Origin of the sequence: Micromonospora sp. WMMD998 (assembly GCF_029581235.1) — a bacterium.
Lineage (GTDB): Bacteria > Actinomycetota > Actinomycetes > Mycobacteriales > Micromonosporaceae > Micromonospora.
Genome location: NZ_CP120740.1, coordinates 5,512,236 through 5,536,400 on the forward strand (window position 1 = coordinate 5,512,236; position 24,165 = coordinate 5,536,400).

The window sequence follows — 24,165 nt, forward strand, 5'->3', positions numbered from 1 at the left end:
TTAAAGGGCAGGAATTTGCGCTCGCCATAATGGCGCCTCCGGCCAAACTGCCCGAATCACGTCCACCGTCGTTCTGTATCGGCGGCGCTGCCTGCCCCTTACTGGACAGTGGTCTTGCAAGAATGACTTCATTGTTACATAACCATAGTCCTCTGCAGTGAGCAAAGTATAAAGGAATTCACCAGTCCGAATTCGCATAAAGACGCCGATTGGCCATGAGCCTTCCCGATGGCTAATCTCTCTCAACGCGGCCAACTCGAAGCGATAATTTCCACTTCGCACCTCTACGCTTTGCCGACTTTCCATCTCACCTAATACCCCATCACTGTTCACTTGATAAAGAACGATCTGATGAGGTAAGCCGACTTGCGCCCCGAAGAATACCTCAAAATTCTCTCGGTCGAAGTTCCCTTGACCCGGACGACCATTTTGTCTTGGAATCTCAGCCACAAGGATAGGATTTCCAGGCTCAGTAGCCATCTGCTCAGCAACGGAGACCGCTCGCCGCAAGCTACGCTCGCTTCCCGAATTACGTCTCGCCCGATCGAGCACCCGCCGATCGTCTATGGGCACCAGGTAATTCGACCACCTGTCAATCCAGGCTCGAATATCGCGCGAAACCTCTCTCGCGCCTCGCCCTTCCATCTGTGCAACGACATAGGCTTCCCAGTTCTTCTCAAGCCCTCCCCTCGTCAAGTTTCCAGAACCGACCAACAACGTCAGCGAAGCACCCGATTCAAACCAAGCGAGCTTCGGATGAAAAAGTGCCGAATCGGAGTTCAGGAACGCCCAAACAGAAAGATTGGGCTTCTGCTCGACTTCGAGGATTAACGCATTCACTGCGGCCTCGTCTGTAATGGAATCAAGGCCAACGACAAGCTGGAAATGGGATCTTTCAATGAAGTCAACAAAACTTTCAGCCCTCAGAAAGGCTTTCACTCCCGCCGTGTTAGTCCAGGCAAAGATACCACCACCGCCATCAGCGCTCTTGCATCGCTCTAGTAGTTGATCAAGCAGAGTATCGTCGCCCGCATTGCCACCCTGCAGGAAAAGTTCGACCGTCGCCAATTCTCTCACTCCCCTATGGAGGTAGCTATTCCAAAATGGCTACTTCTTGTAGTAGCAATGACAGAATCACGGCATAGACGGCGAATGCCGAACACCGCATCCCGGTGACGGATCCAGCGGGGATTTATAACCTTGACGAGACTTAACCGCAGCACACAAAGCGTCATATCGGTCAAGGATAAGACGTTTTGTGCGATACTCGCCGTGCACAGCCTCATCCCTTTGCCTGACAACGTTAAAGGTATCCATGATGTAGTCGATATCGTCGCGATCAATTGCGTACAAATAAAAGAAGGCCGCATCCAGCTCGGCGCGCAGAATCTCGCGTCGAACCGAATCCCAAACGAAGGGAGGGCCTGAATCGCCAAGATCACGAGCAAAGTCTGCGAGGTCGTAAGCGGTGTACATCAACTCCAATACCCGCAAAGCAACCCACTTTCCCAACTTCAAGCAGGCATCACCCCAAGGCACGGGCGCATCGTATGAATCAGGCAATAGGGCGGGGAACTGCTTAAAGTATGAGTATGTGAGATGAACGCCGGATATCTTAGTCCTTACGACGTAGTCGAAAACAAACGAGGACAAGTTAGCCACAAGGCACGATATTGCGCTGGCAGACTCCTTAGAAAACGCCAAGAAGTTAGTATTGCCTACTGCCACCCGGGGAATTACGCTGCATACCAGCGTTCTCTCGTTAGTAGATGCGGTGACATCTCTCCAGCCAAAGAGCCAGTTCCTGTTCCATCTGAAGTGCAGTCGGGAGCTTACTTCCTTCTCATGCACCCAATACAATGGGACGGCAAGCCTGGAGGGGTTGGCTCGATCGTCATCGCTCAGGTACGAGGGAACGCTCGACCGTTGTTTAGCCTCGGTGTTGCGTACTACATCAGCCGCTCGATGATCGAAGAAGTCTGTCATCTTTGCCTCATAAAGCGGCAGCATCCGCTCCCGCCCCCGCACGTAGCGCCCAGCCTGAGTTTTCCAGCCGTCCTCCGTAAGTCCATCTGAGTCTCGAAATAAGGCGGAGTCGTTGGTCATGTCAAACATGCGTAGGAATGACAAACCCCAAGGATTGCCCGACGGATCACTCTCACACCAAAGCACTGGGATCCGCTTATAGATCCCGAGGGCGATCTCCGCGTCGCGGCGGCTCAGAAACACGGGGCACGTGCCAGTGTTCGGGTTCAGCAAAAGAATCTCATCAGGAGTCAGAGCGTACTTCGCGCCCGGGATCTCGTTAACCCGCCGCAACCTGAAGGCGAAATAGGCCCGATCAAAAGACCTCTGTGGCCCACCTGCACAAATCAAAGAGAACCGGTACGAAGCATGAACAGTCGGGAAGGTGCGGGCATTTTCGAAGTCGAACAGGGAACATATGTTCCGCCGAATTACCAAGTTCTTGAATAGCTCTTGCGTCGTGGCATCCGTGGCAATGCCGGTAGGTACGATGAGCCCGAGCTGACCAAAGGCACCTAGCACCGTCCTCCCCGCCTCCGTGAAGACTGAATAGGTGTTGATGTCGCCCTTGCCGGTCAGCGGATACCGCCCCGACGACCGGAGCAGGTGGCTGAACCCGTCCGCCTCGTGGAGGGCGGTGGTCCACTCCGCGTACAGCGTCTTCTTGACCGGCTCGTCGCTGTCGGCCAGCGCGGCGATAGCCTTCTTGCGGGCGGCGGCGTTCTTCGCCCCGGCGATCTCCGGGTCGCGGGAGGCGAAGAACTCCTGCTCCTGGAGCTTCACCCGCTCCCACGGCGGGTTGCCCAGGACGCAGGAGAAGCCGCCCTTCCAGCCCGTCACCTCATCCACCGGGCCGTACTCGGGCACCCGGAAGATGTGCGGGAACTCGATGTGCCAGTGGAAGAAGCGGTACTGCTGGGTCAGCTCCTCCACCATCGACTCGACCCGGTGCATGTCGAGCGAGGCTTCGCCCTTGTCCAGGCGTTCCAGCACCGCCTGGGTGATGGCGCTCTCCCGGGTCTCATCGGTCTTTGCCTGAACGAAGGCGGCACACCAGGCGTCGGCCACCATCTTCGCGTGCCGGCGCTCTGCGTCCAGCGTTTGCGCCCGCTTGGCCTGCACGTGCACGTCGGCGAGCCGGCGCGGCAGCTCCGCGTACACGATCTCTTTGACCTCGGCGGCGAGCGCGCTGTTGTCGACCTGGACTCCCGCCGCGCCGAAAAGGTCGCCCTGGCCCCGCGACTCCTCGGCGTTCTGCCTCTTCAGGGCGGTGGCGATCTTCTTGTCGTCGCCTGTGAGGGCGGTGAAGGCGGCGTCGGGGATGCCCTGCTTGAGTAGCTTGGGCGTGACGCCGAGCAGGGAGTTGCCCACCCGGATGTTGGCGTCGAGATAGCCGAGCGGTCGGCCCGGTTCCATCGCCTCCAGCCAGAGCGACACCTTCGCCAGTTCGGCGGCCATCTCGTTGACATCCACGCCGTAGATGCAGCGGGCCACCACCCGGCGCATCGCCGAGCGGACCGCGTCCGGGGCGGGCTCCAGCTCGTCGGTTTCCTCGGCGGCGACCCGCTTGGCGATGCGCCGGGCCGCCGCGATGAGGAAGTGCCCCGACCCACAGGCCGGGTCGCAGACGGTCAGGTCGAGCAGCGCCTGAACCCGCTCCTCGGGGGTGGGCAACGCCGTGGCCTCGTCCAGCAGCGGGTCGAGCGCTGAGTCGAGCAGGCATTCCACCAGCGAGGACGGGGTGTAGTAGGAGCCGGTGGTTTTGCGTTCGTTGCCGGCGAGCCGTTCGGTGTGGAAGCGGCGGGCCGGGGCGTCCCAGCGGGGGCGCAGCTCCAGCAGCGACTCGTAGACGCTGCCCAGCTCCTCCGCGCCCAGGTGCTGGAAGTCGGTCCGCTGGCGGGCCGCGCCCTTGCGTGCGGGTAGCACCGCCAGGGCCTCGACGGCACGCAGGAGCGCGGTGTTGCTCAGGCTGGCCTCGGCGATCGGCTTGTCGAGCGGGCCGGGCTCGTAGAGGCCGCCGATGCCGGGCAGGCCCAGGGTCGCGTTGCCGGTCTCCTCGCCGAGGAACCGGAAGACGAGGCGGACCGATTCCCACAGGTCGCCGTGGCCGGAGTGCCGGCGGCGCAGCGCCAGCTCGCGCAGCCGGCGGGCCGAAAAGAACGCGTCGTAGCGCTGCCGGGCCTGCGGCGGGGCCTCGGGGTCGAGCAGGGCGGTGCGGTCCTCGGCGACGAACCAGAACAGCAGCCGGTAGACCAGCCGCAGCAGGGAACGCTTGTAGTCCTCCAGCGACAGCGTGACCTCGACGCGCTCCCGCAGGGCCGCGTTGTCGGGGTGGTCGAGGAAACCGGTGCCGAGGATCTCCAGCGCCGCCTCCACGCCGTCGCGGAGCTGCGCCAGGGCCCGCTCGCCCTGCTTGGCTCCCTCCGTACGCCAGGCTTCCAGCAGGCACGACGACGGCCCGGCCGCCGCGTCGCGGACGGCGAGGCGGGTGGCGTGCGCCACCCGGTAGAGCAGCACGAAGTCGGGGAACAGGTCACCCTCGAAGATCGCCTCCAGGTCGAATTCGAGGTACGCGGTGCCGACGAGGCTGGTCGAGTCGCGCAGCAGCCGCAGCCGCTGCCCGTTGGCGACGATGCCCCACAGGTGCTGGTCGGAGCGGTTGAGCAACTGCTGCATCAGCGAGTGCGGGGCGGCGGCGGCCGCGCCGCGCATCCCCGGGGTCCGCCGGTCCAGGTCCGTGCCCCAGCCGAGCAGATGCATGGGTACGGCCTCGAAGCGGTGGCTGACCGGGAACGGTTTCTCGTCCACCGTGATGCCGCCGGTCAGCGCCTCGACGCCGTCGTAGCCCAGCTCACGCAGCAGGATCAGCAGCCAGCGCTCCCGGGTCAGCCGGGCCGGGACGGTCTCACCGGCCCGCTCCCGCTGCCGCGTGAACTCCCGCCACACCTCCTGGAGGTAGGCGTAGGAGCGGTTGGCGTAGCGGCGCACCGACTCGCCGGACTGGAGGCCGTAGCTGGCCGGGTCCGCGCCGGGCAGCTCGGCGGCGCCGTCGCCGATCCGCTGCACCAGGCCGGCGGGAAGCAGTCCGCCCTCGACCCGTACGGCGGGATAGGTGGCGGCGGTCATGCGGCGGCCTCCGGGAGGTAGACGTAGACGCCGAGCACGTCGGCGGGCTTCTGGGCGGTGACGGTGATCTGGCGGCGGACCCGCTGGCCGACCGCCTCCCGCACCCGGATGTGCGAGCTACGCAGCCCGTCGGCGAGGCCGTCGGCGGTCGCGTCGAGATGCGGCACGACCTCGTCGAGCTTGCCGATCACCCGCTCCAGCAGCGGGGTGGCGGCCTCGGGCAGCACGTTGCCGGTCGGGGTAGCCGACAGCAGCGCGGCCACCTCCCCGTCGGGCAGCCACTCGGCGGCGGTCGGTGCGCCCCGGAACGCCAGCAGGCGGGCCTCCTCGGCGACCATCCGGCGGGGCTCGGCGTCCGCGGCCCGGGTGGGCAGGGTCAGGTGCAGCCGGAACCGCACCAATAGCAGGGTGGTCCGCTTGGCCACCGCCGACGTGCGCATCACCCCGGCCCGGCGGGCGGGCCGCTGGTCGGCCGGGACCGTCCGATCCAGCGCGCTCTCCAGCAGATAGCGGGCCAGCGCCGAGACGTAGGGGTCGGTGCGGTCCAGGTGGGCAGTGCGGGCCGGGGTGGGCAGCTCCCGGCGCAGGGCGAGGGTGGCGGGGTAGCCGGCCGGGAAGGCGTCCCGCAGCGGCAACGGCAGCATACCCGTGGTCGCGTCGAAGCCGTCGCCGTTCGGCACGACGTCCGCGCCGAGCGCGGCGAAGCCGGCGCGGGCGAACTCGGCCACCTCTTCCGGCGAGCCCAGGCTGGCCCGGATCTCGGCCAGTTCCGGCTTGACCGCCTCAAGCTGTGCGGCGATCGTCCGTTGGGCGTACTTGGTGCGGGACTTGTTCTCCCGCTGCGCGGCGCTGTCCCACTCCCGGTGCAGCTCCTCGCGGTGTGCCACGCCCAGACCCTCGATGGTGAGCTGTTCCGGCGTGTCCGGGGCGAGCAGCAGCTCCTGCGCGATGGTCTGCAACACGTCGTCGCTGCGGTCCGGCACCGGCACCGAGACGCCGAGCGCCTTGCGGATCTGCTCGTGCTTGCGCAGCAGCACCTTCAGCACGATCTCGTCGATCCGGTTGTCCGTGCCATAGATCATCACGGCGCGGACCCTCGGCGCGCGCTGGCCGAACCGGTCGACGCGGCCCTCCCGCTGCTCGTGCCGGGTCGGGTTCCACGCCAGGTCGTAGTGCACCACCGCCTGGAAGTGCTCCTGGAGGTTGACGCCCTCAGAGAGGCAGTCGGTCGCCACCAGCACCGGGCGGCGCTTCGGGTCGCCGGTCAGCTCCCTGATCCGCTCGGTGCGTTCCTCCGGCGGCAGCGCGCCGGTCACGCAGCCGACCGTGAACGCCTTGCCGAGCGCGGCGGTCAGCCGGTCCGCAACGTATTCTGCGGTGTCGATATAGCGGCAGAAGACAACCGGGTTGAACCCGTCGCCGAGCAGCGCCTTGACCTCCTTGACCAGCAGGTCGAGTTTCGCGTCGCCCTTGGCGGCAAGGGCCTCGGCGCGGCGGGCGAAGGCGAGCAGCCGCCGCCGCTCCGGGCCGCCGGAGTCCTCGGTGTCGGCGCCGGGCACCAGGTCCACCGACTCCTGGGTCTCGTCGTCGGGAAGGTCCAGCACGGCGGCCCGGCCCAGCGCATCGGCCTCGGCGGCGTCGGCGGCGTCGGCGTTCGCCGCCCGGGTACGCAGCGTCGCGGCGGCGGCCTGCGGGGAGGAAGCAAGCGCCCGCAGCAGCGCCAACGCCGACCAGTACCGCACCCGCTGCCGCACCTGGCCGCCGATCGGGTCCCGCACGGTCTGCCGGGCGTAGGCGACCACGTCGTCGAAGAGGCCGCGGTAGTCGCCGGTCAGCCGGTAGGCGCGCTCGGTCGAATCGCGGTCCTCCGGAAAGGGGGTGTCCTCCAGGAAACCGCGGATGTCCACCCGGCGGCGCTGCACGAAGTGCCGGGCCAGCAGCTCCCGGCCCTCGACCCGGTCCAGGTCGACGGTCTCCAGCCGTGGATCGAGCAGGCCGACGAGGTTACGGAAACCGGCGTCCTTGCCGCTGTGCGGGGTGGCGGTGACCAGGATCAGGTGCCGGTCGGCGCGGGCGGCCAGCCTGCGGACCAGCTCGTGGCGTTGCATCCGCGACCGACCGCCGGAGTTGCTGTCGTCGAGCACGCACGAGTGCGCCTCGTCGACGATCACCAGGTCGGGGGCGCCGCGCACGAACTGGTCGCGCAGCTCCGGCCGCTTGATGTAGTCGGTGGAGACCACCACGTGCCGGTAGCGATCGAAGATCGACTGCGCGCCGACCAGGTCACGCTCCAGTCGGCGTACGGTGCCGGGCAGCACCAGCTCGGCCGCGACGCCGAACTTCTCCGCCAGCTCCCGCTGCCACTGCTCGGCCAGGGCCGGGCTGCACAGCACGGCCAGCCCGTTCGCGTCGCCCTGAGCCAGCAGCTCGGCGGCGATCAGGCCGGACTCGACGGTCTTGCCGATGCCCACGTCGTCGGCGATCAGCAGCCGTACGGTGTCCTGCCGCAGCGCCATCAGCAACGGCACGAGCTGGTAGGGCCGGGGCTCGACGGCCAACCCGCCGAGGGACCGGAACGGTCCACCGGTGGAACGAAACCCGATCCGCAGCGCGGTACGCAGCAGCGCGGCCCGGCTGGCGTTGCCGGCGTCCGACGGGTCGGGGTAGGCGAACGTCGCCGACGCCACGTCCTCCAGGTCGGGCAGGACGGCGGCACGCTCGTCGTCCGAGCCGCCGAGCGGGCGCAGCACCAGCAGCTCCGGCTCCGACTCGGGGAGCACCACCCACTCCCGGCCGCGTGCCCTGACCAGCGTGCCCGGCTCGAACCCCGCTGCGGTCACCGTCATCAGTTGCTCCCCGTCCTGTGCTGCCCGAACACGCTCGGATACCGGTCCACGGCCTGCTGCCACTCCTCCGCGGTCACCCGGACGGGTGTCCAGCCGATGTCGTAGAGGCTGTCCTCGGCGTCGCCGTCGCGGCCCTCGCCGGCGGGCTCGCCGGGCGCGTCAACGAAGACGGCCGCCTGCTGCTCCCGATAGACCAGGTCGGGCGTGGCCTCGGCGACCCGTTCCCGCCCGCCGTCCGGGGCCCGGTAGCCGGCCTGCGCCAACCACGCCACGAAGTCCGCCGCCGGCCCGGTCAGGTGCAACCCCGCCGCGGCGGGTCGGGCAGCGCTGGTGTTGGTCGTGTCGGACATGGTCAGGTCCAGCAACACGTCGACGATGAGATGCCGGTCGACCATCTTGTGGAAGGGCTGGTTGGAGTACGACAGCAGGCAGTCGTAGCAGCCCTGGACGCACCGGTCGTCGCCGTCCCGCACATCCTGCGGCACCTCGTCGCCGGTCTCCGGGTCGAAGTGCGCGATCTCCAGGGCCTTCATGGCCACCCGGCGGATGGCGTCTTCCTCCTCGACGAGGCGACGGAGCACCCCCGCCCCGCCCTCGGCGCTCTCGATGAACAGTATCCGCCCCTGGTCGTCGAGGTCGGGCAGCAGCTCACCGGTCAGTTCCGAGTCCTCCAACTGGAACGTCGCCTCGATGCCCCGCTCGACGGCGTACAGCAGCGAGATGACCTCCTCGCGGGTGGCCTTGCGGGCCAGCCGCATCACCAGGACGTTGCGTCGGTCCTCGACGTACGGGATGACCCGCTGCTTGCGCTTGACCTCGTCGGCGGCTCCGACATCCTCCTCGTCGGTGGTCCGCTCGGCCGCCTTCGTCTCCGAGAGCCACTCCCCGCTGGTGGTGTCCAGGAAGAAGCCGCGCTTCTTCTTGTCCTTCCGCCGCAGCAGCCCCAGGTTGGCCCGGCGCACCGTGGCGGCATCGCCGTAGACCAGGGTTGCCACGGTCGGCGCGTCCGGTGGCGCGACCGTCGCGGTGAGCTTGCCCGGCCGCCCGCCGTGGTGGTGGAAGCGGTACGACGTCTCGATCTCGAAGCCGGCCCGTCGCCGCTCCTCCTCGTCGGAGGAGATCCGCTCCCGGCGCTGGGTCCGCACCGTGTAAAGCCGCAGCAGATTGTCGTCGATCGCGCCGAGCTGCTCGCCGCAACTGTCGCAGACGTCCACCCCCGCGACGTCGTCGTGCAGGTGCCCGCAGGCACGGCAGCGCCGGGCGGAGGTGGTGAGCAGACTGTCCTTGCCGGGCTCCGCCGCCTGCTGCAACTGCACGCCCCGCACCATGTAGCGGGCGCCCTCGTGGTAGATCAGCGACTGCGGACCGAACTCGCTGATGCCGATAAACCGCGGCCGGTGGATGTAGTCGCCCTGCCGCTGCCCGTTGAGCCCCGGAATGTATGCGGCCAGCGGCAGCCGGGGGAACGAGTAGCCCGGCAGGAAGCCCTCGGACGCGAGGTAGCGGTAGGTGTAGAAGTCGGTCTGCGGCTCGTCGGAGTCCTCGTTGCGCAGCAGGTCGAGCTGCACCCGGGCGTCGTTGGCCCGACGGCGGGCCTCCTCACGGGCCTTGTGCGAGACGTTCGTGTCGATCGCCCGGCGGCCCTGCACCTCATACTCTCGGAACGCGGCACGATAGAGCTTGCGCCACCGGCCCAGGGCTTCCTCGAAGCTGCGGGGCGCCTGTTCGATCATCTCCGCCGGCCAGGTGGGGCGCCACCAGGGTGCGTCGGCCAGCTCCGCGGTCACCTCACCGGCGAGGGCCGCCTGAGCTCTGGCCAGGGCGCGGCGGCGGGCCTCCGGAGCCTCGATCGACTTCTTCAGCTTCGGCAGCAGCTCCAACGACGGGTTCTCCCCGCCGGTCTCCATCACGGCGGCGAGCGAGCTGGGCAGGTCCTCCCCGGTCTCGGCCAGCCAGATGGCCTGGAGGTGGGAACGGACCAGATCCTCGTTGGCCAGGTCCAGGCGAGGCGGCTGCACCGCACCGCCGACCATCAGCGTGGGTCGCTTGAAGTAGTACTGGTCGTGCGCACTGCCGGTCGAGCAGTAGGTAACCACCAGGGCAGGCTGCCCGGAACGGCCGGCCCGGCCGGCGCGTTGGGCGTAGTTGGCCGGTGTCGGCGGCACATTGCGCAACGCCACCGCATTGAGCGCCTTGATGTCGACGCCGAGTTCCATCGTCGGCGAGCAGAACAGCAACGGCAGGTCGCCCTCGCGGAACTCCCGTTCCCGCTCCTGCCGGACCTCCGGGGTCACTTGGGCGGTGTGCTCCTTCGCCTGGAGGCCTGCCAGCAGGTGCGAGGTGTCCCGGTAGAGGTCACGGAAGAAGGTGTTGACCCGGGCGCCGACCTCACCGGAGAGCTGCTTGCGGACCCGGTCCTCCGCGCCCGCCCTGCCGTCGCCCGCCTGCCACAACAGTGCGTGCGAACGAAGCCGGTAACCGCCGATCAGGTCGTCCCCTTCCCCGGGCGCGGCCTGGATCACCAGGTCGGCCTCGGTGAGCACCACCAGCAGGTCGCGGATCATGTCCTGCGCGTCTGCGACGCCGCAGGGCTGCCGGCGCTTCTCATACTGTCGCTTGAGATATCTGCCCAGCGCGCCGCGTCCCGACAGATGAAGGTAGGAGCGGGGGCGACCCTTACCGCTGGGCTTGGGGAAGGCGGTCGCGGCGACGGTGGCCCGCTCCCGCAAGCCGAGCGCCCAGGGCTCGGCCAGGTGCTGCGCCGACAGCCGGCGGATCTCGTCGAAGCCCTCCTCGGTGAGACACCGAACGTCGATGGCCAGGTTGCGGCGCATCTCGTCGAGCAGCGTCGCCGCGATCTCGTACCGGTGCTCCGGGCTGTCATCGCGCAGGAGGTGGTGGCTGCGCTCCCAGATCTCCTGATCCGCCGCGACCTCGTGGAGATGGCGATAGCCGACCCGGAGCAGGCCGGTCTGCTCCAGGTTGGGCATGGTCACCCGCCATCCTCGTTCCAGGTCGAGGTAGAGCCGGTAGTTGACCACCTCACGCAGGGCCCGCCAGATCTCCTCCTTGCCATAGCGGGCCCCCGGCCGGCGGGCGAACTCGGTCAGCTGCAACCCGAGCGCCTCGGTGACCTGCTGCGCCACCCGCTCGTGGGTGAGACCGTCAGGCTCCTTCTCCGCCGCCCGGTGCAGGGCACCCCGAAGCTGCACCACCTGCACGAAGTCGTTGAAGTGCCCGGCCTGGAGCGAGGCATCCTGGCGGTTGTCGACGAACGACAGCAGCTTGCGCGCCGGCTTGTCGAGAGTCGGCTCGGCACGAAGCGCCCGCACGATGCTGGCTCCCACCACCGAGAGCGCGGAACTGCGCCCCTCGGTGGAGAGCTTGGCCAACTGGGCGAAGTCCTTGCCCCGCTGACGTTCGTACGACACCCGGCAGCGCAGGCAGAAGCGGAAGGGCGCGGCGACCCAGGCAGCGGCGACCCCCTTTCCGGGTGCGACCTCGACGCCCTCCGCGTCGACGTGCACCACCTCGGGCAGGTGCTTGCGCTTGTCCTCGGCCGGGACGGTGCTGCCGTCGTCGGCGAGGACCGTCCACGAGTACGGCAGCCGGCCGTCCTGCACCGCGATCTCCAGGCTGGCGGGCCAGGGCTGGTCGTCACTGAGATAGAGGTAGCCGCCGTCCTCACTGGTATCCGAATCCTGCCGCGCCTCGAAGCCGTCCACCGAGCGGCGAACGGTCAGGTATTCCTGCCCGCACTCCCGGCAAAACGCCAACGGCACGAGGATCTTACGTTGCCCGGGTCCGCTGTCCGGTGAGAGCGTCTGATAACGGCTCGTGATGTGCCGCTCGGCCGGCGACTCGACGGTGGCATAGACGTTGTCCCCCTTCGAGAGAAATTGGTGCAGCCGAAACGCGAAGATCGGCCGTCCCGTCTCCGGATCGATGAGCTGGGCGCCCGCTTGGAGCACCGCCCGGATGGCCGCCTGGCAGTCGCGAACCGATTCCTGCGTGAGCCCAGCCAGATTTTCGGCCGCCTCCGGCACGGTTCGGGGGACGCGCCTGCGGATAGGTCGGCCGGTCCCTTCCTCCGGCTCGAGCCCGAACGCGCTCTCCACCCAGTGGGACAACGAATCTTGACGGAAATCGTCAAGGTCTGGTTTACGGTCATCCCGGCACCAGAGTCGTACCCGCTCCGCGAGTCCTTCGGCACTCGGCTCAGCGCCCGTTGTGGCGCGTTCCAACGACTCGCCGATGACGTGGTCCGGGGACACCAGCTGGCCGAACAGCCGGGTCGCCACGTCGGCGACCGCTGCTCGCTGACGCGCCGCGTCACCCTCGCTGGTCATGGTGGCCGAGGTGCCGACGCACTGCAGGCGCGGCGCCTGGCAGGCGTCCTTCGTCCGGCGTACGAGGAACGCCACGTCGGCGCCCTGCCGCCCGCGGTAGGTGTGCAGCTCGTCGAGGACGAGGAACCACAGGCCGCTGGCAGCCCGGATCAGGCGGTCCCGTTCCCGGTGCCGGGTCAGCACCAGTTCGAGCATCACGTAGTTGGTAAGCAGGATGTCTGGCGGATCGTTGAGGATCCGGCGTCGGGCTTCGAGGCTCTCCTGACCGGTATAGCGGTCAAACGTGACAAGTGGCGTCCCGTCCGGAAAGCCCCAGCGGAGGAACTTCTCCAACTCGCGGAGCTGGCTGTTGGCGAGCGCGTTCATCGGATAGACAATGATCGCCTTGACTCCGGGCTGGTACGTCCCGTCCGTCTTGGCCTGCAGCACCCGATCGACAATCGGCACGATGTACGACAGACTCTTGCCCGATCCGGTCCCCGTGGTCAGCACATAGCTGTGGCCGTCGCGGGCGATCGCTATGGCATCCCGCTGGTGTTGATGCAGCCGCAGCGGCTGCTCGCCGGGGTCCCCTTCGTGCTCCTTGAGGCGGAAGATCCGCTCATTCTCCGGATGCAGCAAGCCTTCGGCGATCAGCCTGTCGACAGTGCCACCGGAGGCGAAGTTCGGGTTGAGCGAGAGGAAGGGCGCAGGCCACTGATATCCGGAGTTGGCCAGCCGCTCGACGTATCCCCTGACCTTCGGGTCACGGGGGTCGACGAAACTTGATGTGAACTCGCGATAGTCCCCGATGAGTCGGTCACGCACATCGAAGACATCCACTTGTGCTCCTCGCGGTCCCCACCGTTGCAGAGGTGATTCAATCACTTCCCGGCAGCGGCTGCGGCACCGGTAACGCCTTGATCCTCACCTTGACCGTAGTGACCCCACAGTGGCCTCCGACCAGGCACCAGTCAACAGCCCGACCGTCGGACATGAAGTCGGAAACCTGACCCTACCGGCCGCCAAGTAGCACCACACGTCTGCCGAAACGTCGAGTTTGCCCCTGCCTCACACCTGGGCGGCGAGTTCGCGCGCCCGGTCGCGGGCGGCCTCCAGCGCTGCCAGCATCGCCGCGCGTACACCATGGTTTTCCAGCTCGCGGATCGCGGAGATGGTGGTGCCGGCCGGCGAGGTGACCGCCTCGCGCAGCTTCACCGGGTGCTCGCCGGAGTCGCGGAGCATCACCGCCGAGCCGATGGCGGTCTGCACGATCAGCTCGTGCGCCACCTGGCGCGGCAGCCCGAGCAGGATGCCGGCGTCGATCATGGCCTCGACCAGCAGATAGAAGTAGGCGGGGCCGGAGCCGGAGAGCGCGGTGACCGCGTCCTGCTGCGACTCGGGCACCCGGAGGGTGGCGCCGAGCGGGGAGAACATCTCCTCGGCCAGGGCCAGGTGCGCGCCGGTGGCGTGCGGGCCGGGCGAGATGGCGCTCATCGCCTGGTCGACGAGCGCCGGGGTGTTGGTCATCACCCGGATCACCGGGGTGCCCTCGGGCAGCCGCCGATTGAAGAAGCTGGTGGGCAGCCCGGCGCAGAGCGAGATGACCAACTTGTCGGCGGGGACCTTGGGGCCGATCTCGTCGAGCAGCGCGGCGGCGTCCTGCGGCTTCACCGAGATGGCGAGCACCTCGGCCTCGGCCACCGCGGTGAGGTTGTCCACCACCCGTACGCCGTAGCGGTCGGTCAGTTCCTGCGCGCGGGCCGGACGCCGGGCGGTGGCGAGCAGCCGCTCCACCGGCCAGCCGGAGCGGAGCAGCCCGGAGAGCATCAGCTCGCCGATCTTGCCCGTGCCGACCACCGCAACCGTGTTTCCGCCCACCCGCGCCTCCTCGTCCGACCCCGACACCTGTTAAAAGGGGGCCCCGCCTATGCAGAAGGCGTTAAGCGGGGCCCCCTCCTTACAACTAGCTGCCGAAGAAGACCTCGGCCTCGGTGTAGCGCTCCAGCGGCACCGTCTTCAGCTCGCGGGTGGCGTCGGCCAGCGGGACGCGGACGATGTCCGTGCTCTGCATCGCGACCATCTTGCCCCAGTCGCCCTCGTGCGCGGCGTCGATGGCCTGGAGGCCGAGGCGGGTGGCGAGCACCCGGTCGAACGCGGTCGGCGTGCCGCCGCGCTGGATGTGGCCGAGCACCACGGTGCGGGCCTCCTTGCCGGTCTTCGCCTCAAGCTGCTCGGCGAGCCACTGGCCGATGCCGCCGAGGCGGACGTGGCCGAACGAGTCGAGCTCCTGGTTGTGCAGCACCATCTGGCCGTCCAGCGGCTGGGCGCCTTCGGCGACCACCACGATCGGGGCGTACTGGTGCTGGAAGCGCTTCTCCACGTACCCGGCGACCTGCTCGACGTCGAACTGCCGCTCGGGCAGCAGGATCACGTTGGCGCCACCGGCGAGGCCGGCGTGCAGGGCGATCCAGCCGGCGTGCCGGCCCATCACCTCGACGACGAGCGTGCGGTGGTGGCTCTCGGCGGTGGTGTGCAGCCGGTCGATCGCCTCCATCGCGATGTTGACCGCGGTGTCGAAGCCGAACGTGTAGTCGGTGGCGCCCAGGTCGTTGTCGATCGTCTTGGGCACGCCGACGACGTTGACGCCCAGCTCGTGCAGCTTGGTGGCGACGCCCAGGGTGTCCTCGCCGCCGATCGCGATCAGGGCGTCCACGCCCTGCGTGGCGAGGTTCTCCTTGATCCGCTCCACCCCGTTGTCGATCTTGAACGGGTTGGTCCGGGACGAGCCGAGAATGGTGCCACCGCGCGGCAGGATGCCCCGCACCTCCGCGATGCCCAGCGGCTTGGACAGACCCTCGAGCGGGCCCTTCCAGCCGTCCCGGAAGCCCACGAACTCGTGACCGTAGGTGGCGACGCCCTTTCGGACCACCGCCCGAATCACCGCGTTGAGACCAGGGCAGTCGCCCCCGCCGGTGAGCACGCCGATACGCATGATCCGCTCATCCTCCTGAGACATCGGGTGAAGCCCGGATAAGCCCCAGGATATGTGTCAGATCAGACCATCGGCGCCGTTGCCGGCCCGGGGCGGGCCGTCCGTGCGAACTGTAGTCGCCGCTGGTGCACGCCGGCACCGCGCCCCGGGCCGATTCCGCCCGCCGGTCTGCCTACCGGTCAGTAACCGACCTCCTGGTTCTCGCCCGCCTTCGGCGGCTTGCCGGTCACCGCCGCCTTGGCGAAGCCGAGCAGGTTGATCACCGTGCTGCCCGGCGAGTCCCAGTACTCGGCCGAGCCGGCGTGCACCTTGATCAGGGTGATCCCCGATGTCTGGAGGCCGTCCGGGAACCACGCCTTGAGCACCGGGTTCCACAGCTCCTTCGCGCGGGCGTCGTCCCACTCCTCGGTGGCGGTGCCGGCCACCGACACCCAGGCGTTGTGCTTCTGGTCGGAGAAACCGACATTGACCTGCGGATTCACCCTGATCTGGCGGATCTTCGCGGAGTCGGCGTACGCGAAGAACCAGAGGTCGCCGTCGAAGTCCGCCTCCTGTAGCCCCATCGGGCGGCTGACCAGGCGTCCGTCCACGGCGGTGGTGGTGAGCAGGCAGATCCGGGCGTCCCGGACCAGCTCGGTGACCTTGCGCCGGGCGTCGGCGGCGCTTGTCGGCTCGTTGCTCATGGACCCCTCCTCGGATCGGCGTGATGCCGCCTCCGATGCCCCGGGCAGAACGGGTCAAACCTGCCGCACCGGCCGGGCCTGCGCTAACGCGCGGTCATCGCCCGCCAGCGGGCCAGGTTGTGCCGGGCGTCGACGAGCGCGTCGTGCCGGTCGGCCTCGGCGTCCGGCAGCCGGGGCCGCCCCCGGTCGTCCCAGAGCTGGCGCAGCTCCTTGGTGAACCGGGGGATCTCCCGGGGCAGCGCCGGCATGGCGCCCCAGAGCTGGGCCAGCACCACGTGGTCGTACGCCGCGTACCAGGCCCAGAGCTCCACCTGCTCGCCCGGGCGGTCCCGCACCGGCGCCAGCAGGAACTCGTGCAGGTCGTCCCGGATCCGCTCCCGCGACCGCCAGGCCCGGTCGGCCGGCGAGGGGAGCTTGTCCAGCACGTTGCGCCGCACCCAGGGCACGGCGCGGGAGTCGTCGAACTCGGTGGAGACCGCGTAGAACTCGCGGCCGTACTCGTCGACGACGCCGATCGACACCAGGTCGACGGTGCGGCCGTCCTCGATGAATTCGCAGTCGTAGAAGTAGCGGTAGACCATCGCGCCCATCCTCGCCCATCGGCCCCGCCGGGCCGCCGTCGGGGCGTCCGCCGAGGTCGGCGCCGCGCCGGTCGCGAGCCGCCATGGTCACGGAAGTGTCTCCGGGGGTGTACAGCACGCTACCGGGCCGTCATGATCTGATGTGTACCGCCGTCGGGCGCCGAACCGGTTGAGCTGCCTCGTACCGGGACTGACAGCTTCACCCGGTGTGCGAGTGGTGACTTCTGACCGGGGAGGAGTTGAGCCGTGGAGTCTCGCCTGCCGGAGCCGGGTGACGCGCTCACGGGCGTGGAGATGTTCGCCGGGCTGGAGCCGGAGGTGCGGCAGCGGGTCATCGCTGCGGCCGTGCCCCGCACCTACCGCAAGGGGCAACTGCTCTTCGTCGAGAACGATCCCGGCGAGTCGCTGATCGTGCTGCGCCGCGGCGCGGTGGCGGTGTTCCGCACCGCCCCCACCGGCGAACGGGCCGTGCTGTCGGTGATCCGACCACCGGACGTGCTGGGCGAGGTCTCGCTGCTCGACGCCTCGACCCGGTCGGCCTCGGCGGAGGCCATCGAGGACTGCGCGGCGCTGGCGCTGTCCCGCCCCGCCTTCATGGAGCTGGTGCACTCCAACCCGCGCATCCTCGACGCGGTGATGCGCTCCCTCGGCCAGTTGATCCGCCGGCTCACCGAGCAGAACGCCGACCACGTCTTCCTCGACCTGCCCGGCCGGGTGGCCAAGACGCTTGTGCGGCTGGCCGGCGAGAGCCAGGCCCCGATGATCACGATCGAGCTCAACCAGAGTCAGCTCGCCGAGATGGCCGGCGGCTCCCGGCAGAGCGTCAACCAGGCCATCGGCTCGTTCGCCAGCCGCGGCTGGCTGCGTACCGAAGGGCGCCGCATCGTGGTCACCGACGTCGCCGCGCTGCGCCGCCGCGCCGGCATGAGCGACCGCTGAGCGGCACGACGGCGGGGCCCGGCGGTCGTTCCGCCAGGCCCCGCCGGGTGTCACCGGTCCGTCGCGTCACTTGTCCTTGCTGTCGGCCGGCGGCGCGCTCGGGCCGGGGCCGATCTTCGACGGGTCGGTCTTCTTCGACGGTGTCGTGGTGGTCGTGGTGGTCGTGGTCTCGGTCGATCCGCTGCCTGCGGGCTGCTCCACCATGCCTTTTTCCTCCAGTTCGGCGAGTGTGACGGCGTCCACGTCGACCGTGTCGCCCGAGGCCCACACCGTCCCTCGTGGATCGATCCATGGGGCGGAAAGCCGGACGTGCACGGCGCTCTCCCTGTCGACGGGACTTCCTGCTAGAGGAGACTAGACCCGGCCGAACAGCCGCATCGTCCCGTCGACCCGTCGGGTACCCGACTGGGGCGGCGGCGCGGCACACTGGGTACCTCACGCGTACGGAGCCGGACATCGACCTCACCTGTGGACACTGCTCCCGGACCGCCGGGCCGGACGACCGCTTCTGCGGCGGGTGCGGCCGGCCGCTCGCGGCGGCCTGCCCGGGCTGCGGCCACGCCAACGACGCCGGCGCCAACTTCTGCACCAACTGCGGCCAGCCGCTGCGCGACCACGCGGTCGCGGTGCAGGAGGACCGCCGGCAGGTGAGCGTGCTCTTCATCGACATCGCCGACTTCACCACGTACGCCGAACGGGCCGACCCGGAGCAGGCCCGCGGCCTGCAACAGGCATACTTCGCCACGGTGCGCCGGCTGGTGCACCAGTACGGCGGCGTGGTGGAGAAATACATCGGCGACGCGGTGATGGCGTTGTTCGGCGCGCCGGTGGCCACCGACAACGACGCGCTGCGCTGCGTACGCGCCGGGTTGGAGCTGCAACGGAGCCTGGCCCGGCAGCCGGCCGGGCCGCACCCGCCGCTCGGCTTCCGGGTGGGCATCGCCACCGGCGAGGCGCTTGTCGACCTGGCCGCGGCGCGCGACGGCGGCCAGGCCTTCGTCACCGGCGACGTGGTCAACACCGCGAGCCGGTTGCAGTCGCTGGCCCCGGTGGGTGGCGTGGTGGTCGACGAGAGCACCTGGGCAGCCACCCGGCGCGAGATGGAGTACGCCGACCGGCCGCCGGTCACGTTGCGTGGCCGGTCGGCGGTGAGCCGGATCTGGCTGGCCGTCCGGGCCCGGCCCCGGCGCGACCGGCAGGGCCCCGAGCTGACCCCGATGGTCAACCGGGACCACGAGCGCGGTCTGCTGGTGAGCGCGCTGCACCGCACCGTCACCGAGCGCACCTCCCAGCTCCTGACCGTCTTCGGTCCGGCCGGGGTGGGCAAGAGCCGGCTGCTGCGCGAGCTGGCCCGGCACGCGGCCAACCTGCCCGGCGCGCGGGTCGCCTGGCTGACCGGTCAGTGCCCGCCGTTCGGCGAGAACGTCACCTACGCCGCCCTGGCCGACATCGTGCGGGGCTGGGCGGGGCTGGCCGGCGCCGACGACCCGGCCGCCACCCGGGAGCGGCTGCGCGACCGGCTGGGCCGGCTCGCCGACCCGCACGCGGTCCGGCTGGCCGAGGCGCTGGGCCCTCTGGTCGGCGTCCCCGGCGAGCGACTCACCTCGGCCGAGACCGAGGCGGCGTGGCGGCGCTTCCTGCTCGCGCTGGCCGCGACCGGCCCCACCGTGCTCGTCTTCGAGGACATGCACTGGGCGGACGAGGCGATGCTCTCCTTCGTCGAGCAGCTCGGCGCGGCGGCCCGCAACGTGCCGCTGCTCGTCGTCGCGACCGCCCGGCCGGAGCTGCGCGAGCGGCACCCGGCCTGGACCGGCACGATCAGCGGTGCGATGTCCATCTCGGTGCCGCCGATGCACGACGGGGACATCGACACCCTCTATTCGCTGCTGCTCGGTCAGGCCACGCTGCCCAGCGAGGCCCGCGCGCCGCTCATCGAGTTCGCCGACGGCAACCCGCTCTACGCCCAGGAGTACGCCCGGATGCTGCTCGACGGCGGCCTGGCCGAGCGCACGGCGAGCGTGGCGCTGCTCGACCCGACGGGCGGGGCCGGCATGCCCCGCACCGTCCAGGCGGTCATCGCCAACCGGCTGGACCTGCTCGACCCGGCCGACCGCACGGTGCTCCAGGCCGCCTCCGTGGTCGGCGTGCAGTTCTGGGCGGCGCCGGTGGCGCTGGCCCTGGGCCGGCCGGTGGAGTGGGTGGAGCGGGCGCTGCACCGCCTCCAGCGGCGCGACCTGGTCTTCGAGCTGCCCAGCTCGACCATGCCCGGTCAGTCCGAATACCGGTTCCGGCACGTGCTGGTCCGGGACGTCTGCTATCAGCGGTTGCCGCGGGCGGAGCGGGTGGCCCGCCACCAGGGCGCCGCCGACTGGTTGGAGCAGCTCGCCGACGGCCGGCAGCACGACCTGGCCGAGGTCCTGGCCAACCACAGGTGGGCGGCGCACGAGATCGCCCGCACGGTGGGGCTCGACCAGGCCCCGCACGCCGCCGCCACCCGGTCGGCGCTGCACCGGGCCGCCCGCCGGGCGTACGAGCTGCACGCGCTGGAGACCGCGGCCACGCTTGTCGGGCGCGCGCTGAGCGTCGACTGCGGGCCGGACCCGGCGCTGGAGCTGTTCCAGGCCGAGCTGGCGTTCTATCGGGACCGCGACGGGTTCCTCGTCGACGGCGGCACGGCACGACTCACCGACCTGGCCGGCCGGCTGGCCGACGCCGGCGACCTGCCCGGCGCGGCGAAGGCGTGGCGGCTGCTGGCCACGGCGGCGTGGGCCCGGGCCGACCGGTCGGAGACGTTGCGATGCCTGGACCGGGCGATCCGGCTGCACGCGGAGCTGCCGGACAGCGAGGACAAGGTCGGCGCGCTGCTGGAGCTGGCCCGGGCGCACATGTTCGACGCGGAGACCGAGCCGGCCTGTGTCGCCGCGAGCAGCGCCGCCGAGCTGGCCGAACGGCTGGAGTTGCGGGAGGCGCGGGCGAACGCCCGGATCACCCTGGCGGTGGCCCGCTACCAGGCGGGCGCCGAGGAGGCGTACGCCGAGCTGGCCGAGGTCACCGAGGAGTGCCGGGTGGAGCGGCTGACCAGCCGCCGTCGGGCCGTGCACAACCTGGCCTGGGCGTTGCAGGAGGAGGGCGACCTGGCCGGCTCGGCCCGGCTGGTCGACGAGCAGCGGTCCCTGGACCTGGCCGGCCTGCACGGCCTCACGGTGAGTTTCAGCGACCAGTGGACCCGGTCCTACTACAGCGGGGACTGGACCGCGGCGCTGCGGATGGCCGAGGGGTCGACCCGGCGCCCGACCGACCAGTGGGACCTGCACGTCGTGGCGATCTCCGGCTGGATCCGGGCGCTCGGCGACACCCCGGCCGGCGACACCCCGGCCGCCGACGACGCGCCGGACCTGGTGGACCAGGCGCTTGTCGCGGCCCGGCACAGCGGCTTCCACCGGGTGCTGCGGTCCACCGTGGCGCACGCCGCGCTCTGCCGCGCGGTGCAGGGTCGCCGGGACGAGGCGCTCGCGCTGCTCGCCGAGCTGGACGAGGACTGGCGGCGGACCCGGATGATCCCGTTCGCCGAGTGGGTGCCGGCGGTCGGTCACGTCGCCGGTCTGCTCGGCGGCGACGCGGCGGTCCTGGTGCGCGACCTGCTGGCCCGGGCCCCGCGGGCGACCCGCTGGGCGCGGGCGGCCGGTAGGTCGGCCGACGCGGCACTGGCGTACCGCGACGGCGACGCCGCCCGGGCGGGCCGGTTGTTCACCACCGCGGCGCAGGACTACGCGGACATGAGCGACGTCACGGACCATCTCCTCGCGTCCACCCTGGCGGTGCGACCGCTGACCGAGGCGGACCCGCCGGCCGCGGCGGCGACGCTGGCCCGGGTACGCGCCTTCGCGGAGCGGCACGCCGCCGTCGGCCTGCTCCGCATCGCGGCGGCCGGCTGAGCGGTCCGGATCCGTTACGACCCCCGCCGGTCAGGTATTCGGCTTTCGCGGTGAAGGTGACTTTTCGCGGGCGGAGAGCCGACCGTGGCGGCGGGGCACGGGTGATGTCCCCCGGCGATCCTTACCGCACCGGGTCCGCCCAGGTGGGGTGGGGACCCGCCGAATCGGCCGGGAAGTGGGCACGAACCCGTACGCCGCGCCACAACGCACTCCCGGAACCGGGTCCCGGCGTGTCAGGATTCAGAACACGACGTCAGGCCGTGGTGAAGGGGGTGTCCGGTGTCAGGGGGCGGGCCCCGCCGGGGACGGCGGGACAACGGGCTCGACGCGGCCGAGTACGCGGTCGCGGGCGACGTCGATCCGCGCGTCGGTGAGCACCTGCTCGACGTGCTCGCCGCCGGTGGCATCGCCGCCTACCTCCAGCCCTCCGCCGACCTCAATCCGGTCACCCGCACCACCACGGTCCCGGCCCGACCGGTCGACCGGCTCTACGTCGACCGGTCGCACCTGAGGACCGCCCGGGACTACCTCACCCAGCTCGCCGACGAGGGGGGCGGCGAGCCGGCCCGCGCCGACGAGCCCGACATCGAGGCCGAGTGGGCCAGGATCGTGGCCGGCTTCCACACCACGCCCACCGCCGGCAGCCACCCCTGGCCGGCCGCCGAGGACGTCGACGACCCGGCCGCGCCGGGTGGCGCCCCCGCCGGCCGCGCCGAGGAACCCGCCGGTCCGACCGCCACCGACGTGCGCCGGCTGCCCTACGCGGCGGACGTCTCGGGCATCTCGGTGAGCCGTGACCGGCACGACGAGCCGTCCCTGCTGGACGGCCTGGACACGTTCGGCGCCGGCCTGCCGGACGACGCGGAGGAGCACTACACCCCGCCCCCACCGCCCCCGCTGCCGCGATTCTCGAAATACGCGGTGCTGGGCGTGCTCTCCATCGTCCTCGGCTTCCTGCTGTTCCTCTCCCCCACCGTGATGTCGCTCGTCGACCCGTCGGTGGTGACCCTGCTCGGCTTCACCGGCATCCTCGCCGGGTTCGTGATGCTCATCTGGCGGCTGCGCCCGGGCGACCGGGACGACCAGGATCCGGACGACGGCGCCGTCGTCTGAGCGGTGCCCGGATTGCGGGACGCCGCTCGCCCGAGCCGATCGGGTAACAGGGGTGTAACTTACGGTCAGTAGGAATACCGCTGAACGTCACCGTCCCGCACCGGCTGTCCGGTTCGCGCTCCCGCTCCGGTCGCCGGCACCCCTGCTGAGCGGATTGCCCGAGATGCGACAGAGCCCCCTGGTGGTGGTGGCCAACCGCCTCCCCATCGACGACAGTGTGGCGCCGGACGGCGCCTTCGAGTGGCGCCGCAGCCCCGGCGGGCTGGTGAGCGCCCTGCACCCCCTGCTGCGGCACACGCCCGCCACGTGGGTGGGCTGGGCCGGCGGCACCGGCCCGGCACCCGACCTGCCCGACGTGGACGGGGTCCGGATGCGCACCGTGGCGCTCAGCGCGGAGGACTTCCGCGACCACTACGAGGGCTTCGCCAACGCCACCCTCTGGCCGCTCTACCACGACGCCGTCGAGCAGCCCGAATATCATCGCCGCTGGTGGGAGGCGTACCAGCGGGTCAATCAGCGCTTCGCCGAGGCCGCCGCCGAGGCGGCCGAGCCGGGCGGGCTGGTCTGGGTGCAGGACTACCACCTCCAACTGGTGCCGGGCCAGCTCCGCGCGCTCCGCCCCGACCTGCGGATCGGCTTCTTCCTGCACGTGCCGTTCCCGCCGCCGGAGCTGTTCATGCAGCTTCCCCGCCGGTCCGAGCTGCTGCGCGGGATGCTCGGCGCCGACCTGATCGGCTTTCAGCGGGCTCAGGCGGCGCACAACTTCGCCCAGCTCGCCACCAAGGTGCTCGGCCTGTCCGCGACCGACCGGCGGATCGGGGTCGACGACCGGGTGGTGCGCATCGGCGCCTTCCCGGTCGCCATCGACACCGCCGAGATGGCCGCGCTCGCCACCCGGCCCGAGGTCGCCGAGCGGGCCAACCGGCTGCGGCAGGACCTCGGCCGACCCGAGAAGGTGATCCTCAGCGTCGACCGGATGGACTACACCAAGGGCATCGAGCAGCGGTTGAAGGCATACCGCGAGCTGTTGGCGAGCGGCGACGTCAAGGTGCGGGACACCGTGCTGGTGCAGGTGGCGGTGCCCAGCCGGGACCGGGTGGCGCAATACCAGATCCTGCGCGACCGGGTGGAGCACCAGGTGGGCCGGATCAACGGCGAGTTCGGCCGGGTCGGCGAACCCGCGATCCACTACCTCACCCAGCCCTTCGACCGGGCCGAGCTGGTGGCGCTCTACCGGGTCGCCGACGTGATGGCGGTGACCCCGCTGCGCGACGGGATGAACCTGGTGGCCAAGGAATACGTGGCCGCCCGGGTCGACGGCACCGGGGCGTTGCTGCTCAGCGAGTTCGCCGGCGCGGCGGCCGAGATGGAGCATGCCTTCCTGGTCAACCCGCACGACCTGGACGGGCTCAAGCAGGGGCTGCTCGCCGCGCTGCGGGCCGGGCCGGAGGACGTGTCAGCCCGGATGCGCGCGATGCGGGAGCACCTGGCCCACAACGACATCCACTCCTGGGCGGCGTCCTACCTGAGCGCGCTCGAGGAGAGCGGGTCGCTCGTCGGCCGCCGCGCCGTCGCCCGCTGAGCCACCGCCCGG

General features: G+C 70.0%; 13 protein-coding genes. 4 read left to right on the forward strand and 9 right to left on the reverse strand.

The genetic code is table 11. The annotated features are described in order from the left end of the window. The 8 genes from O7619_RS24815 to O7619_RS24850 all read right to left on the reverse strand — a co-directional run bounded on the left by O7619_RS24815 (position 1) and on the right by O7619_RS24850 (position 16,584). A complete protein-coding gene (locus tag O7619_RS24815) occupies positions 1-1,068 on the reverse strand; it encodes a phospholipase D family protein (protein WP_282283714.1) in 1,068 nt (355 codons plus the stop codon). A 66-nt stretch (positions 1,069-1,134) separates the two neighbouring features. Next, positions 1,135-5,151 (reverse strand): DNA methyltransferase, encoded by a 4,017-nt coding sequence (locus O7619_RS24820; RefSeq protein ID WP_282283715.1) that lies wholly within the window; start codon positions 5,149-5,151, stop codon positions 1,135-1,137. Continuing rightward, complete coding sequence (locus O7619_RS24825) at positions 5,148-7,997, reverse strand: helicase-related protein (protein WP_282283717.1); 2,850 nt, start codon at positions 7,995-7,997, stop codon at positions 5,148-5,150. The genes O7619_RS24820 and O7619_RS24825 overlap by 4 nt, the downstream gene beginning before the upstream one ends. Beyond that, positions 7,997-13,168, reverse strand: a complete 5,172-nt coding sequence (locus O7619_RS24830; protein ID WP_282283718.1) for a DEAD/DEAH box helicase — start codon at positions 13,166-13,168, stop codon at positions 7,997-7,999. The genes O7619_RS24825 and O7619_RS24830 overlap by 1 nt, the downstream gene beginning before the upstream one ends. Before the next feature lie 228 nt (positions 13,169-13,396). After that, positions 13,397-14,206, reverse strand: a complete 810-nt coding sequence (proC, locus tag O7619_RS24835) for a pyrroline-5-carboxylate reductase (RefSeq protein ID WP_282283719.1) — start codon at positions 14,204-14,206, stop codon at positions 13,397-13,399. 85 nt (positions 14,207-14,291) lie between these two features. Continuing rightward, on the reverse strand, positions 14,292-15,320 hold the full coding sequence (locus tag O7619_RS24840) for a 6-phosphofructokinase (protein WP_282288935.1): 1,029 nt from the start codon (positions 15,318-15,320) through the stop codon (positions 14,292-14,294). Positions 15,321-15,499: 179 nt separating this feature from the next. After that, positions 15,500-16,003 (reverse strand): pyridoxamine 5'-phosphate oxidase family protein, encoded by a 504-nt coding sequence (locus O7619_RS24845; RefSeq protein ID WP_282283721.1) that lies wholly within the window; start codon positions 16,001-16,003, stop codon positions 15,500-15,502. Between the two features lie 83 nt (positions 16,004-16,086). Beyond that, positions 16,087-16,584 (reverse strand): polyadenylate-specific 3'-exoribonuclease AS, encoded by a 498-nt coding sequence (locus tag O7619_RS24850; RefSeq protein ID WP_281587403.1) that lies wholly within the window; start codon positions 16,582-16,584, stop codon positions 16,087-16,089. Between the two features lie 246 nt (positions 16,585-16,830). On the opposite strand from O7619_RS24850, the gene O7619_RS24855 reads away from it, so the two are divergent. Beyond that, positions 16,831-17,523 carry a Crp/Fnr family transcriptional regulator gene (locus O7619_RS24855; RefSeq protein ID WP_091059444.1) on the forward strand — a complete coding sequence of 231 codons (693 nt, stop codon included), beginning with the start codon at positions 16,831-16,833 and terminating at the stop codon, positions 17,521-17,523. Between the two features lie 66 nt (positions 17,524-17,589). Here O7619_RS24855 and O7619_RS24860 read toward each other — a convergent pair whose 3' ends face one another. Beyond that, positions 17,590-17,793 (reverse strand): hypothetical protein, encoded by a 204-nt coding sequence (locus O7619_RS24860; RefSeq protein WP_281587402.1) that lies wholly within the window; start codon positions 17,791-17,793, stop codon positions 17,590-17,592. 185 nt (positions 17,794-17,978) lie between these two features. Here O7619_RS24860 and O7619_RS24865 point away from each other — a divergent pair, with 185 nt between their 5' ends. The 3 genes from O7619_RS24865 to O7619_RS24875 all read left to right on the forward strand — a co-directional run bounded on the left by O7619_RS24865 (position 17,979) and on the right by O7619_RS24875 (position 24,153). Continuing rightward, on the forward strand, positions 17,979-21,458 hold the full coding sequence (locus O7619_RS24865; protein ID WP_282288936.1) for an adenylate/guanylate cyclase domain-containing protein: 3,480 nt from the start codon (positions 17,979-17,981) through the stop codon (positions 21,456-21,458). A 279-nt stretch (positions 21,459-21,737) separates the two neighbouring features. Next, positions 21,738-22,571, forward strand: coding sequence for a DUF308 domain-containing protein (locus O7619_RS24870; RefSeq protein ID WP_282283723.1), 834 nt, complete (start codon positions 21,738-21,740; stop codon positions 22,569-22,571). A gap of 163 nt (positions 22,572-22,734) precedes the next feature. Next, the gene (locus tag O7619_RS24875; protein ID WP_282283725.1) at positions 22,735-24,153 is read left to right on the forward strand and encodes a trehalose-6-phosphate synthase; all 1,419 of its coding nucleotides are present in this window, start codon (positions 22,735-22,737) and stop codon (positions 24,151-24,153) included. Positions 24,154-24,165 lie beyond the last annotated feature (12 nt).